This window comes from Spirulina sp. 06S082, from assembly GCF_034932145.1.
Classification (GTDB): domain Bacteria; phylum Cyanobacteriota; class Cyanobacteriia; order Cyanobacteriales; family Spirulinaceae; genus CCY15215.
Map to the genome: position 1 here is coordinate 1 of NZ_JAYGHV010000159.1, position 15,051 is coordinate 15,051.

Genomic DNA, 15,051 nt, shown 5'->3' on the forward strand with positions numbered 1-15,051 from the left:
CGGGAGGGTTACGAGTTCCAAGTTTCCCAGCCGCAAGTCATTTACCGAGAAGTAAACGGACACCCCTGCTAACCTTTTGAATACTTGGTTTTAGATGTCCCTGAAGCAGCCGTTGGCACCTCGATCGAACGATTAGGACAGCGCAAGGGAGAAATGCAGGATATGCAGGTAGGAGCTAACGGACGAACCCAGTTAGAGTTTATCATCCCTGCTCGCGGTTTAATCGGCTTTCGCGGTGAATTCCTCCGTCTCAGTCGTGGGGAAGGAATTATGAACCATAGTTTCCTTGAATATCGTCCCATGATTGGGGAGTTGGATACCCGTTACAATGGTGTTATTATTGCCTTTGAGGAAGGAACATCGACTTTCTATGCTATGAAACAAGGGGAAGATCGCGGTGTTTTCTTCATTACTCCTGGTACGAAAGTATATAAGGGAATGATTGTGGGAGAACACAACCGACCTCAAGATTTAGATTTGAATGTCTGCAAAACCAAGCAATTGACCAACCATCGTGCCGCAACGGGGGATGAATTGGTACAATTACAAGCACCTGTAGATATGAGTCTAGAACGGGCATTGGAATACATTGCCTCGGATGAGTTGGTGGAAGTTACTCCCGAATCTATTCGCTTGCGGAAAATGAAAACTAAGAAGTTAGCCAAGCGTTAAGTTTGGGGAATTGGCGATCGGTGATGAGTGGCATTACTCATCACCGATCTCGCTAAAAAGCACCAATCAATCAAACACCAATGTTCTAATATAATTGTAGAATCAACTGTTGTTTACGGAGAAGTATCTTATGTCCACAGCAGTAGCAATCTTAGAACATTATCAACTTAATTTTGAGAAACTTGACAATATTAATCGCCGAGTTGCCTATCCGTCAAAATTTCGGATTCTTGGAGGCAATATTAATGAAGCAACACAAAAAATTCAAGAAAACTGGTTTGACTTGTCTGAAGGCGATCGGCACACATTACGAGATATTGCCTATAAATTAATTGAATCCGATCGCGACAATATTAATTTATTCGATCGCGCTTTAGCGCGATTCTTTGTTATCATTATTAAAATCACAGGACAAGAAAAGGACTTAATCTACTGTGTTGAGGCATTAGATAATTTTGTCGATACAATCTTGGATGCTATTGAACGAGAAGATAGTTCCTATCAAGAGACTCTATCCGATATAGTAGAGGGAGTAAGTTCTAATCTTGACGGTGGGGAGATCGTAGATGCCAAACGACAGAGACAATGGCTGCGAGAATTATCAGATCGTGCTTTGTCTGAAATTTGAACAATTGATAGATGAATATCTAGATTGATAACTCTGCATCAGAAATGTTGTAACGATAAATTTTATTGAGTAGCAAGGGTTTATTTCCCTATTCGCGAGAGTAAATTTTAGATTGAGAAAGAAAGCAATAATTGCAAATGTGCGATCGCCTCATTCGCCATCCCTCAACTGCTTTCTTCTTGGGTCGCAGAAGAGTGTCGATGACAGATAAACTTTGTAAATTGATCATTGTTGTCCGGATTTCTCTTTATTGAAGAGTAAAAAGAAGAATAAGACTAACTTGCGATCGCGATCGTTGACAACTTGGCACAATAATTGAGTATATTAGAGAGCAAGGATATTTAATCCGACACTCTAATTGCTGAAACTCCTGCCAGTTAAGACAACGAAGAGTATTAAGATTCAGGGGACAATAGGGAGGCGATCGCAATTTAATTCCCATTCGCATCTACACAGGGAAGATCTAAGATCGGCGATCGCGCAAAAAATTAGCCCACAAATTATTCTCGCAAGTGATTTATTACTTGTGAAAATATTTAGGCGATTCTTAATAAAGATTACAAAAAGGAAAACAGAACTTATGAAAGTTATTGTTTGGGGATTGGATTATATTGGTACTACTGTTGCCGCGTGTTTGGCAGACTTAGGACATGATGTTATTGCTATTGATAAAACACCTTCCAAAATCAAGGCAATTAATCATCAAAAAAGCCCAATTCAAGAACCAGGACTCGGAGAAATGGTTAAAAAAGCCGTACAATCGGGTCATTTATGGGGAAGAGTAGAAGGAAGAGATGATGTGAAAGATGCTGACATTTCTCTCATCTGTGCGGAAACTCCGATTGATAGAAAAGGACAACCAATTCTCAAATATGTGGAAGGAATGGCCGCAGAAATTTCCCGAGGTTTGCAAGAGTCGGAAAATTATCACATTATTATTTTACAAAGTGCGGTGTTACCTGGCATCACCCGCAATACTCTCATTCCCTTATTGGAAAAATACTCACAGAAAAAAGTCGGTCGAGATTTTGGGGTTGCAGTCAATCCCCAATTTTTACGAGAAACCACGGCGATCGCGGACTTTTTTGCCCCTCCTTATATCATTATTGGTGAAGAGGATTCGCGATCGGGTAACACCCTCGAACGATTATATCGCGATATTCCCGCTCAAATCCACCGCACGGATATAGAAACTGCAGAAACCTTAAAAATGTCTGCGAATGCCTTTGAGACGCTTAAAATCAGCTTTGCTAACGAAATGGGACGCTTCTGCGATCGCCTCAATATTAATGGAGATGCAATGCTGGATCTCCTCTGGCAAAATAACCAGTTTTCTACTCCCCTGCAACCGGGTTTTGCTTTTGGGGGGTCTTCTCAAGAGAAGAATTTGCGATCGCTGATTTCTCAAAGTGAAGAGTGTAGGGTAAATTTGCCCATTTTAAATGCTATTCTACTCAGCAATGGAGAACAAATTACCTCAGTAATTGAAAAAGTGCGCCAATTGAGAGCAAAAAAAGTGACAGTTTTGGGTTTAACAAATAAGCCAAAAATGCACAATCCCCAAGAAACTCCCGTTATCCCTTTACTCAAGCAATTATGGCAAGAAAACATAGAATTGCGTGTTTTCGATCCTGATATTCATCTCAATAAACTCGTTGGCAATAATCGCGATTATATTACGCGAAATTTTCCTCAATTGGCTACAGTTTATGCGCGATCGCTAGATGAGGCGATTTTTGAGAGTGAGTTGGTGATTATTGTCCAAAATCGTCCTATTTTTCATGCTACTACGAAAGCACTACCCGACGCAGTAAAAATTATCGATTTGACGCATCAGAATAATCTGCAATCTCAACAGAAAATTCAGCATTTTCACGATCCTTATTCTACAGATGCAGCCTAATGAGACAGCCTAAAAAAATCAATACAATTCATACTTTAACAACGTGCAGGATAAAGAACCATTATAAACAGGAAAGCGTCTAGAGGCTTTTAAACCAACCTTTTTAGCCAGTTCCTTATTCCCTGTCAAAATATAGGCAGTCCAGCCAGTAAAGCGTTGTTTAAAAACATCTCCCATTTGTTTGTAAAAACCCTCTAATTGTTTAACTTCGCCGATGCGTTTTCCATAAGGAGGATTACAGAGGAGAATCCCTGTTTCGCAAGGAGGTAGGATTTGAGAGAAATCTTGAACTGAAAATTGAACCCGATCGCGCAACCCACAAGGAATCGCATTCTCACGCGCCTGTTGAATCACTTCCCCATCGCGATCGCTGCCCAAAATCGGTGCAGAAAGTTCGCCTCGTTGCCCTTCCTTTGCCTCCTTAACTAACTTTTGCCACAGGGTTTCATCGTAATCTTGCCAAGTTTGAAAAGCAAAGCGATCGCGGCATAAACCTGGGGCAATATTTAAGGCTTTTAAGCCCGCTTCTAAAGGTAGCGTCCCGGAACCGCATAAGGGATCGAAAAAGGCAATATCCGGTTTATATTCTGCCATTTCTAATAATGCTGCCGCCAAGGTTTCCTTTAAGGGGGCTAATCCCACCGCCGGACGATAACCGCGACGGTGTAAACTACTTCCAGAACTATCTAAACTGAGAACGCCGCGATCGCGATAAACATGAAGATTAATTGATAGATCGGGGTTTTTGAGATCGACACTCGATCGCCTACCAAATTCTTGACGCTGACGATCTGAAATGGCATTCTTTACCTGTAATGCCGTAAAATGAGTATGATTAAGTTGTTCGTTTCCTCCGGTCGCATGAACAACTAAAGTGTTATCTGGCGTTAAATATTCTTGCCAGTCAATATCGTACACCGCTTGATAAAGTTCTTGAGAATTGCGGCATTGAAACTCGGCGATCGGCATTAAAACGCGAAAAAGAATTCTCGACCATAAATTAACCTTGTAGAGTAACTCTCGATCGCCAACAAAATGCACCCCCGTAAAATCTGGTTTCACTTCCATCGCCCCTAAATTCTCTAACTCTCGGGCGGCGATCGCCTCTAATCCTCGGGCTACAGTCGCAAAATAGCGGGTCATTGCTTTAATGTAAATGAGTTCTCATTGTAGGCGATCGCAGCCGGAGAAAGGCTATTAGCTCAACTTGCTCGATCGGGGGGGAGAATCAAAAAAGCGCTAATTTTTGCCAATAATCCCGATATTCCCCCTAATCCCTCGGACATTAATTCAGAAATTTTGTTCTGAGCATGAGATAAACTTGACTGTGCAAAGAGCTTAACCTTCCTTCAACCTTTGTTTAACTGTAAAACACATGACCGCGACCTCCGCCACGGAATCTTTAAAGCAACACCGACAGAATTTCCCTTCCCTTGCCAATAAAGCCTACTTTAATTTTGGCGGCCAAGGACCCATGCCAAGAATGGCGCTAGAGGCAATTTATAAGGCTTATGAATACACGCAAAACCAAGGTCCTTTTTCGGCACAAGTGAATAATTGGTTGATGCAGGAATCAGCACTGACCCGAGAAGCCTTAGCCAGAGAATTAGGCACCAGAGCCAAGAATATTACCTTAACGGAAAATGTGACCGCCGGTTGCAATATTGTGTTATGGGGGATTGATTGGCAAGAAGGCGATCGCATTCTCATCACTGATTGCGAACATCCTGGGGTGATTGGGGCAGTCAAAGAAATCGCCCGTCGCTTTAAAGTGAAAGTGACAACCTGTCCCATCGCAGCAACCCTCAATCGCGGCAATCCTTCTGTGGTAATCGAACAGCATTTGCACCCCGATACTCGCTTGTTTATTATGTCCCATTTATTGTGGAATACGGGACAGGTTTTACCGTTGGCGGAAATTATCGAACTTTGTCGCAACTATAAGCGTAATCGTCTTGTACAAATTCTTGTCGATGCGGCTCAATCTGCGGGTTCCCTACCGTTAAACTTGGATGAGTTGGGAGTAGATTTCTATGCCTTTACGGGACATAAATGGATGTGCGGTCCCGCAGGAGTAGGCGGACTTTATGTGAGTAGTCCAGCCTTAGAAACCTTGAGTCCCACGTTTATTGGTTGGCGGGGGGTAGTGGTTGATACTAGCACGGGAATGCCGACGGATTGGCAATCCGACGGACGCAGATTTGAATTAGCTACCTCTGCTTATCAATTGTATGTGGGATTGCGGGCTGCACTTGCAGTTCACCACAAATGGGGGGATGCAGAGGCACGTTATCAGCAAACCCGTCAGAATGGACAATATTTATGGCAGGGACTCTCGATTTTACCCAATATTCATTGCTTGCGAAATTCTCCTCCAGAAGCGGGGATTATTTCTTTTCAACTCACGGGAAATATTGGTCACAAACAATTAGTACAAGCATTGGAACAACAGGGATTTTTTCTCAGAACTCTTGCTAATCCTGATTGTATTCGAGCCTGTGTCCATTATTTTACTCTACCGTCGGAGATGGATCAGTTAATTAAAGTATTGGGTAGTTTATAGCACTACCCATCACCCATTACCCATTACCCAATTTTGCTTTTACCATAGCTTGAACTTGTTTACCATCCGCTTTTCCTTTCAGTTGTTTCATCGCCATTCCCATAACCTTGCCCATATTTTTCGGTAACTTTGCGCCAACTTTAGTAATGATTTCATCAATAAGTTGGCTCAATTCTTCTTCAGACAATTGTTGGGGGAGATATTCTTCGATAATCACTAATTCTTGTGCTTCGCGATCGGCGAGATCGTCCCGTCCTGCATTAGAATACTGCTCGATCGAGTCGCGACGCTGTTTGGCTTGTTGTGCTAAGATGTCAAGTTCTTGCGCTTCTGTTAGGGTATCTTGTCCCTCGGGACGCAGGCTAATTTCTTTCTCCATGACAGCTTTTTTAATGCTGCGAATGGTTTCCAAGCGAATTTTATCCTTGGCTTTCATTGCTGTTTTGATGTTTTCTGTCAGACGATCTTTGAGACTCATGGCTGGTATCTTTATTATATTTTCATTTTAGGAGTATTATAAACAATATTTTCAAGTTGGTGCAATGCCAATCGGAAGCGCGATCGCAAATTCACTTCCTTCTCCTAATGTTGAAACGCATTCCAGTTCTCCTTGATGTTGTTCGACAACGATAGAATAACTGGTACTCAAACCCAATCCTTTGCCAGAACCTACTGCTTTTGTTGTAAAAAAAGGTTCAAAAAGTTTCGGTAAATTTTCTGGTTTTATGCCCGCACCATTATCGGAGATTTTAATGGCGATCGCATCACTTCCTGTAATTTTATTTGTACTTATTTTAATTTGTCCGGGATGGCGATCGCCTTCTTTAATGGCATCGATCGCATTATTGAGAAGGTGCAGAAAAACTTGATTAATTTGACCGGGATAACAAGTAATGTTGGGCAGATCGCCATAATTTTTAATAATTTCAATCTGGTTTAATCTACTTTTTAGAATAGAGAGGGTACTATCGATTCCTTCGTGAATATTCACTGATTTTTGCTTGGCTTCATCAAGACGGGAAAAATTGCGAAGAGAATTCACAATTTCTTGAATACGCTTTGCCCCATTGTGCATGGAATCAAGAACTAAGGGAAAGTCTGTTTTCATAAAATCTAGATCGATATCTTCGGCAGCTTCTATCAGTTGCGAATCTTGAGAATGGCTGGCTAAATCGGCAAGTTCAAGTAATTCATTCGCATAACTTTGAGCATGGTTTAAATTACCACGAATAAAAGTAACAGGATTATTGATTTCGTGGGCAACTCCAGCCACTAATTGACCCAAAGATGACATTTTTTCGGCTTGAATGAGTTGAATTTGTGCTTTTTGTAAATCCTTTAAGGTTTGACTCAGTTTTTGATTGGATAGACTTAATTGTTGTTGTGCTTCGTATAGTCTTAAACCTGCCCGCACTCGAGCAAGTAACTCAGTTTTGTCTACTGGTTTAGTGAGGAAATCATCGGCACCGGCATCTAATCCTTGAACGCGATCGCTAATTTCTCCTTTTGCAGAAAGTAAAATAAAAAAAGTTGCAGCTAATTGAGGATTTCCTTTGAGATGCTGACAAACTTCCAAACCATCAAACTCGGGCATCATCCAATCACAAATAATCAGGGCAGGGGTTACTTGTTTTGCCACGGCGATCGCTTCTGCCCCATCAGATGCTGCAACAATGTCGTATCCCCCTTGTTGCAGCAGTCTTTTCAGGAGAAGTCGCGTGGTAGAATGGTCATCAGCAATTAGGATTTTTTTCATCAGTCTTGATTAGAGAATGCTGTGATTAAGTCCCCTCCAATTTTCTTTTCTCCATCGTAAAACAGCTAAAAGGAAATTAATGTTGCCTACATTATCGCATTAATCTGCTTTTGTTGAACGTACTACAAAATGTTTTATGAACTTTGAAAGCCGATATAAGTCAACTTTTACTCTAGTCTTTCCGGATTTGATATTACTAATTTTTGTCTTAACTAAAACAATATTTATGTTGTAAAAATGCCTTAATTTCTTGTCTTAACTAAAACAATATTTATGTTGTAAAAATGCCTTAATTTCTTGCCTCGACTAAAACACTATTCTTGTTGTAAAAATGCCTTAACCTGGATTAAACCTTCTGCAATTCGAGATAATAAAACCGAGACTGATTCAGGCTTAAGGTCATTGTTTCTCGCTAAGATTTCTAACTCTCCGACTGCCTCTAACAATACCGATGCCCCAATACTAGCAGACCCACCTTTAATGCGGTGAATATGGCGTTCTAGGGCGATCGCATCTCCAACAGTAAAAGCCTGTTTTGCCTTGTCGAGATCGATTTCTGCATCCATCAGAAACGATCGCAATAGTTCCCCTTGAAACTCGCGATCGCCTCCCGTAATCTCATCGAGATAGGCGCGATCGATAATTGCTACCTCTTCCCTCTTCCTTGTTCCCTGTTCCCTATTGCCTGTTGCCTCTTCCCGACTAATCCATTTTGCCAACATTGCCGCTAAATCATCCGCAGCAACGGGTTTAGAGAGATAATCATCCATCCCTGCTGCGAGACATTTCTCGCGATCGCCTTTCATAGCATAAGCAGTTAGCCCAATAATAATTGTATGATGTTTATCTCCTTCTCTTTCTCGTAGGGTTTGAGTGGCTTTATAGCCGTCCATCACGGGCATCTGACAATCCATAAATACCAAATCGCACCCTTGCTGGGTCAAATAGTTTAAAGCCTCTTGACCGTTATTCGTGTAGTCTGCTTGATAGCCCAATAAACGTAATTGATTTAACAGGACTTTTTGATTTACAAGGGTGTCCTCGACTACCAGAATTTTGGCAGAACTTATCGGGAGAGGTGCGCGAATCTCTCTTTGAGGAACATTTAGCGATCGCACTTCAAAATCTTTTTTACCATTAAAAGTTGCTAACAAACAGGCACGCAAACGGAAAGAACCGATGGGTTTGGTTAAAAATCCATCAAAGCCGATCGCCCGACAACGACTCATCAAATCGCTGCGTTCCACGGAAGTCATTAAAATTAACTTGATATCATCAAAATCGGACTCGCTGCGGATTAATTGCCCAAGGGCTTCTCCTGTCATGTGAGGCATTTGCCAATCAATCAGAACCGCATCGGGACAGCGATCGCCTTTGGCTGCAGCCCATAGCTGTTGTAAGGCTGCAACTCCATTATCCGCTTCCTCGACATTCATGCCCCAAGCGATCGCCTCTAAATGAACAAATTTACGATTGGTGGCATTATCGTCAACCACTAGAATCGTTTTACCCTGTAAGCTGGAATGAGCATCAGAGGAACTGCCGCGATCGCCCAGAGTGTCCCCATTACTCCCTTGGAGAAACACCGTAAACCAAAAGGTAGATCCCTCTCCCGCAACACTTTCGACTCCAATATCTCCCCCCATTAATTCTACTAATTGTTTGCAAATCGCTAAACCCAAACCCGTGCCACCATATTGACGAGTAGTAGAAGCATCCACTTGGGAAAAAGAACGAAACAATTTGGCTCGATCTGCTGGGGCGATCCCAATTCCTGTATCCTTGACGGCAAAGCGTAAGGCGATCGCAGGAAGATTAGGAAGAGCAACAGGAAAAGGACGAGACGAGGACACAGATATAGATACTTCTCCCTCACTGGTAAACTTAATTGCGTTACCCATCAGATTGATTAAAATCTGACGCAAGCGGGTCGAATCTCCTTGCAAAAATTGGGAAACTTCGGGTTCAATGGTATAAACCAATTCCAACCCTTTTGCATTGGTTTGCGGGGCAAATAAATCTAATAAATCTTCGAGGAGTTTCTTGAGATCGAACTCTCGTACATCTAAACGCATTTCTCCGGCTTCTAATTTGGAGAAATCAAGAATATCATTAATTAGGGTGAGAAGAGATTCCCCACTGGTTTTCAGAGTTTGTACAAAGTCTAATTGTTCCTCATCTAGATCGGTGCTTAAGAGTAATTCCGTCATCCCTAATACTCCATTCATCGGAGTGCGGATTTCGTGACTCATATTAGCGAGGAATTGGGATTTGAGACGAACATTTTCTAAAGCCGCTTCTCGTGCTTTTACCAGTTCATCGATCGCCACGGAAGCAATAATAATACCTCCAATGACATTTTCCCGCAAATACCAAGGCTGAATTGCCCACCGAAGATAGATTTGGCTGCCATTTTTCCTTTCCCATAATTCTTCTGCATTGGCGATCACTTCTCCTTGCAAACCGCGATCGTAAAATTGTTTCCATTCTGCTTTTAAATCGGGAATCACTGCATAATGGCTTTGACCGATGAGGGATTGTTCTGACTCCAGTTTATAATCTTCCAGCCATTTGTTACTGTAGGCAAGATAACACATTTCGCGATCGAACAGTGCCATCGCAACGGGGGCATTAATTACGATTTGTTGCAATTGTTGGCGTTCTTGTTCTAAGGCTGCTTCGTAGCGTTTTCGTTCGGTAATATCTCGTTGTACTGTGGCAAAATAGAGCGGTTTTTGGGTTTGGCGATCGCGGATCAAAAACATATTCATCTCTACATCGATCGCCTTTCCAGTTTGAAAATGTTTTAATCTCGTTTCCCCTGTCCATTGTCCGGTTTCTAAGGTAGTTTGCAAGATAGTATATTGAGTGAAATCCCAATCCGATATGAGGAAATAATCGGGGATTGTTTTTGAACGAGCCTCCTGAAAGTTAGCTAAACCTACTAAATTACATCCTCCTTGGTTAAGGTATAAGGTTTGACCTGTAAGACTGGAAACGCTGATAAAATCTTGACTATTTTCTACTAATAATGCCAGTTTGTGCTGTTCTGACTCCGACTGTACTCGGATGAGAGTATTGGCCAAAATTTCCCCTACAACTTTTAATAAATCGATGGTTTCTTGCGCCCATATTTTTGCTTCTGTGACTCCAGCAAATGCTAAAAAACCCAAGAGGCGATCGCCTCCTGCGATGGGAATTGCTAATAAAGATTGTAGGGAAAATTGTTGGAAAATTTCCCTTTCTGCTTCGGCTTCTGGGGGTAGATTATCATAATTTATATTCAGGGTTTCTAAGCGGTTGAGTCGTTCCATAAACCAGGGTGCGATCGCCACAGGAACATTTTGTGCCTGTTCGAGGTTTGATTGAATATTTTCGGCACACCATTCGTGCGTTTTACTGTAGCTTTCCTCTTCTGAGAACTGAAAAACCCCAGCGCGATCGCAACCCATAAATTCACCAATATTTTGTAAACCCCGAGTTATTGCTGCATCGAGTTCCCTGGCATTCAAATTAATAAAACGGCTAGAAATTTGTGTAATCAGTTGTTCGAGATCGGCACGATATTTTAGGGCTTCAGCAGTGTGCTGACGTTTCTTCATTTCAGCTTGTAATTGTTCTGTTCTTTCTGTCACTAACTCTTCTAAATCTTCTTGATAGCGCTGTAAAGACTGTTCGATCGCCTTCTGTTCCCTGATTTTTATTTCTAACTCTCGGGTGCGTTCTTCCACTCGTTCTTCTAACACCTGATTGACAGTTTGTAAAGTGCTAAATTGTTCTTGTAGCGCGTATGCCATCTGCTGAAAATTGTTCACTAAAGTGTTGATTTCACGCACAGAACTACGCTGCCAAGTTAACTTTTCCCGGTTCATCAATTTGTCAGATAAATTAGTAGTTTTTTCTGCTAGTTGAGAAATTGGTAAAATCAACTTTTGGCTCATAAAACGAGCTATAATTGCTGCAAAAATGGCAAGAATACTTCCTATTGCTAAATCTAAGGCATAGAATTTGTGTAAATCATCGATATAGGAATTGAGGAGAGACTCGATCGCGATCGTCCAAGGAAAATCGAATCCAAAAGGAACATCTTGACGATAAAAAGATTGTCTCCAGCGCAATATAGTTGATAAATTTTTCTCTTTTGGTAGCCAGTGCAAGATGGAATCTTGACTCGTATTTTCGGAGTTTTCAGCGTAAAATTTAGCTGCAAGTTCTTGAGAATTTTTAGTTTCGGGACTGCCAAAAATTTTATGTCCTTGACCATCAAAAAGAGCGAGACGAATATCAAAATCATGAGAGTTAACTTCCTCAATATATTCTTCCCATTCTGCAAATTCTGTTAAAGAAAATTTCCCCAAAAGATACCCTAAAAATTTTTTATCTTTAGTGACATTAATACGAACAAAAAAAGCTGATGTATCCGGATCGAATGCTGCGAAAGTTTGGCCCTGCAAAAAATCAAAGTTTAAAGGAAAAGAACTTTGAAAAATACGCTCGATAGTTGTGCTTGTTTCTATATTTTCTCTTTTAGATAAAGCATTATTTTGAGATGAAGCCAAAATATTGTCTTTTCCATCAACTGCAATAATGTAACGAAAAGATGGAAAAATGCTATTCATTTCCCGAAGAAATACATCTAAATCATTCCCTTCTTCTTGGTATTTAATGAATTCATCAATTGACCCATTTAATCCCGCAGTATAAATGCTAATTTCATCTTCTAAATCATCAGCAAAATGTAATAAAATTGGCTTAAAATTATTACTTATTCCGACTTCAATATTTTCAAATTCTTTCTTACCATTAAGTCCAAAAATAAACAAAGCAGGGATAAAAATACAGCCAAAAAATAAATTAAATAATGTTTGCTGAAAAGACAGCGTGTGCTGTTTAATTCGTTTTTTCAGCCATTTTTCTAAAGGGAGATTAGACCAAATTAAAGTTGCAATAAAAGCATTAAAAATACCATTAATGGGTTGCTTCAAAATAATCAGAAAAGCGGAAATAAACGGAAGATGTAAAATTTTCTGGTAAAATAAATAATTTAAAGGATATCCCAAAAAAAGCCAAAATAAAATATCGATCGCCACAATATTCCGCTTGCTTCTTTGCCAATAAAAACCAACGATCGCGGCTTCGAGAGTAAAGGTAACTAAACCATAAGGGTGTCCCCATAACGGGATCGTGTAAGTATTAATAACTAAAGCAACTACAGTCCCCCAGCCTACACCATAGAGAAATAGTGTCAGCCAAACCGCAATACTCCCAAACAGAAAGTCAACCCCAAATAAGAGGGGAAATTTAAAATAATTTCCTAACCCTCCTAAGAGAATTAGAAAGAATAAGGCGATCGCATCTTTTTTTGTTAAGGGAGAAAATAATTGTTTCATTTTATAAATTTTAAGTTAAGATTCTAACTCTATTTTCACTCTCTTTAAAACCTGTTCAAGTTCCTTCAGAACTAGGGTGATATCCTCTCGATCCTCTTGTGATGCTGCTTTTACTAACCGCATTGCCAAGTCGGGAATAAAACCCACAGCAACACTTTCCGCCGCACTTTTGAAAGAACTTCCCCTTTGAATTAATTCAGCATAATTCTCAACCTCCAATGCTGCTTTTGCAGTTTGCAATTCAGCTTCGATATCGAGCAGAAACGCATTAAACAATTCTACTTCAAAATCGCGATCGCCCCCAGAAATGCTTTGCAAAAGTTTGCGATCGATGAGAGAAGGGGAATCAGAAAGCAAGAGTTGATCCTGGGTTATTTCCGTCTCTCCCATACCCCATTCTTCATTTTCCATTGTTAATAAAAACTGTTTTACTTCTGCTAGTAATCTTTCAACCCGATCTAAAAGTGTTTCCATTCCTAGGAATTGTTGTTCTTTAGCTTGTTTTTCTAAAGTTGCTGTGATTTGAGACAATTCTGTAATTGCTAAATTAGCAGCCGCCCCTTTGATGCGATGTGCTTTTTGCCCAAGAGTGAGAGAATCTTCTGTTTTTAAGGCTTGTTTAGCTTGTAATAAATCCATCTCTGCATCATCAATAAACGATCGCAATAACTCTATCTGGAAATCGCGATCGCCATCGGTAATTGCGTCGAATTGTTCGAGATTGATGAGTTGTTCCCTATTGCCTGTTCCCTGTTCCCTATTGCCTGTTCCCTGTTCCCTATTGCCTGTTTCTTGTTCCCTCATTATCCATTTTTCCAATATTGTTGATAAATCCTGTTTAGAGACGGGTTTAGAAAGATAATCATCCATACCTGCTTCAAGACATTTTTCGCGATCGCCCTTCATAGCATAAGCCGTCAAACCGACAATAATAATATGTTTATCTTCACCTTCGCGCTGTCGTATGATTTGCGTCGCTTGATAGCCATCCATCACCGGCATTTGACAGTCCATAAAGACAAGAGCATAATGGCCTTGCTCCCATTTTTCTAAAGCCTCGCAACCATCATTGGCACAGTCAGCCTCATACCCTAATAATTGCAATTGATTTAACACCACTTTTTGATTAACTAAAGCATCTTCTACGACTAAAATCTTGCCCTTGATGAGGGAAATCGAGTCAGAAATATCTTGTTTGTTTGCAGCAGGAAGAGAAGGTACAGTATCTTGGCTTGGCACTGACTCGATCGCCTCAAGCAAGGCATTTAACAACCGCGAAGTTACAATCGGTTTTAGTAAATAGCCATCAAACCCGATCTCCTGTAGCCGAGAAAGTAACTCAACTTCATCCAGGGAAGTCATCATAATCAGCCGAGTTTGAGCGATATCGGCTTCTTTGCGGATTTGCTGACCTAGCATTTCCCCAGTCATTTCGGGCATTTGCATATCTAATAACGCGAGATGGTAAGGTTTGCCTAAAACCTCTGCCAAGCGTAAGACGGCAAGGGCAACCGTACCGTTTTTGGCATCATCTACTTCCATGCCCCAGGCTTGTGCCTGTAAGCGCACGATTTTGCGATTTGTGGCATTATCATCAACAACCAGTAATTTCTTGCCTGTGAGGGCAGCGATCGAGGTCTGTGCCTCTTGACGAGGGAGAATATTTTGCTCCTCTTCTGGGGTTAAAGATGCAAAAATTGCCGTAAACCAAAACGTGGAACCGCGATCGGGAATACTCTCAACACCAATTTCTCCCCCCATCAATTGCACCAATTCCTTACATATCGCCAAACCCAAACCCGTCCCCCCATATTTACGAGTATTAGAAGCATCTACTTGGGAGAAAGATTGAAACAGTTTCTTTTGTCCTGCCGCAGAAATTCCGATTCCCGTATCTTGAATGGCAAAACGTAATTTATTGTTACTTTGTCCCTCATTGTTTATTGATAATTGTTCCTTGATAATTGATAAAGTAATTTCGCCGCGTTCGGTAAATTTCAGGGCATTGCCGATCAGATTCGTGAGAACCTGGCGCAAGCGGGCAGCATCGCCTTTAAGATAAACAGGAACATCTGGTTCAATGATGCAAATAAGTTCTACTCCCTTAGCACGGCTTTGCAGGGTAAATAAATCCAATAA

8 protein-coding genes and 1 pseudogene are annotated in these 15,051 nt (G+C 41.0%); 4 read left to right on the forward strand and 5 right to left on the reverse strand.

All coding sequences use genetic code 11. From position 1 onward, the window contains the following. The 3 genes and pseudogenes from VB714_RS11895 to VB714_RS11905 all read left to right on the forward strand — a co-directional run. Positions 1–672, forward strand: a pseudogene (locus tag VB714_RS11895) (translational GTPase TypA); the annotation flags it as partial. A gap of 130 nt (positions 673–802) precedes the next feature. Beyond that, positions 803–1,300: a hypothetical protein gene (locus VB714_RS11900; protein WP_323224368.1), complete on the forward strand. Its 498-nt coding sequence runs from the start codon at positions 803–805 to the stop codon at positions 1,298–1,300. Between the two features lie 580 nt (positions 1,301–1,880). Further along, positions 1,881–3,203: a nucleotide sugar dehydrogenase gene (locus VB714_RS11905; RefSeq protein ID WP_323224370.1), complete on the forward strand. Its 1,323-nt coding sequence runs from the start codon at positions 1,881–1,883 to the stop codon at positions 3,201–3,203. An 18-nt stretch (positions 3,204–3,221) separates the two neighbouring features. Here the strand turns inward: VB714_RS11905 and VB714_RS11910 are convergent, their stop codons facing one another. Then, positions 3,222–4,346 (reverse strand): THUMP domain-containing class I SAM-dependent RNA methyltransferase, encoded by a 1,125-nt coding sequence (locus VB714_RS11910; protein WP_323224372.1) that lies wholly within the window; start codon positions 4,344–4,346, stop codon positions 3,222–3,224. Positions 4,347–4,578: 232 nt separating this feature from the next. Here VB714_RS11910 and VB714_RS11915 point away from each other — a divergent pair, with 232 nt between their 5' ends. After that, positions 4,579–5,766, forward strand: a complete 1,188-nt coding sequence (locus tag VB714_RS11915; RefSeq protein WP_323224374.1) for an aminotransferase class V-fold PLP-dependent enzyme — start codon at positions 4,579–4,581, stop codon at positions 5,764–5,766. 16 nt (positions 5,767–5,782) lie between these two features. On the opposite strand, the gene VB714_RS11920 is transcribed toward VB714_RS11915, so the two are convergent. The 4 genes from VB714_RS11920 to VB714_RS11935 form a co-directional block, all read right to left on the reverse strand. Next, positions 5,783–6,244 carry a GatB/YqeY domain-containing protein gene (locus VB714_RS11920; protein WP_323224377.1) on the reverse strand — a complete coding sequence of 154 codons (462 nt, stop codon included), beginning with the start codon at positions 6,242–6,244 and terminating at the stop codon, positions 5,783–5,785. A 51-nt stretch (positions 6,245–6,295) separates the two neighbouring features. Beyond that, positions 6,296–7,522: a sensor histidine kinase gene (locus tag VB714_RS11925; protein WP_323224378.1), complete on the reverse strand. Its 1,227-nt coding sequence runs from the start codon at positions 7,520–7,522 to the stop codon at positions 6,296–6,298. A gap of 314 nt (positions 7,523–7,836) precedes the next feature. Then, positions 7,837–12,912, reverse strand: a complete 5,076-nt coding sequence (locus VB714_RS11930; protein ID WP_323224380.1) for a response regulator — start codon at positions 12,910–12,912, stop codon at positions 7,837–7,839. A gap of 15 nt (positions 12,913–12,927) precedes the next feature. Beyond that, positions 12,928–15,051: response regulator (locus VB714_RS11935; protein ID WP_323224381.1), on the reverse strand; the 2,124-nt coding region annotated here is incomplete at its 5' end.

Bases quoted from the DNA above. Each gene is read 5' to 3' on its own strand.
- VB714_RS11900 (WP_323224368.1), top strand. From the start codon at position 803: ATGTCCACAGCAGTAGCAATCTTAGAACATTATCAACTTAATTTTGAG.
- VB714_RS11905 (WP_323224370.1), top strand. From the start codon at position 1,881: ATGAAAGTTATTGTTTGGGGATTGGATTATATTGGTACTACTGTTGCC.
- VB714_RS11910 (WP_323224372.1), bottom strand. From the start codon at position 4,346: ATGACCCGCTATTTTGCGACTGTAGCCCGAGGATTAGAGGCGATCGCC.
- VB714_RS11915 (WP_323224374.1), top strand. From the start codon at position 4,579: ATGACCGCGACCTCCGCCACGGAATCTTTAAAGCAACACCGACAGAAT.
- VB714_RS11920 (WP_323224377.1), bottom strand. From the start codon at position 6,244: ATGAGTCTCAAAGATCGTCTGACAGAAAACATCAAAACAGCAATGAAA.
- VB714_RS11925 (WP_323224378.1), bottom strand. From the start codon at position 7,522: ATGAAAAAAATCCTAATTGCTGATGACCATTCTACCACGCGACTTCTC.
- VB714_RS11930 (WP_323224380.1), bottom strand. From the start codon at position 12,912: ATGAAACAATTATTTTCTCCCTTAACAAAAAAAGATGCGATCGCCTTA.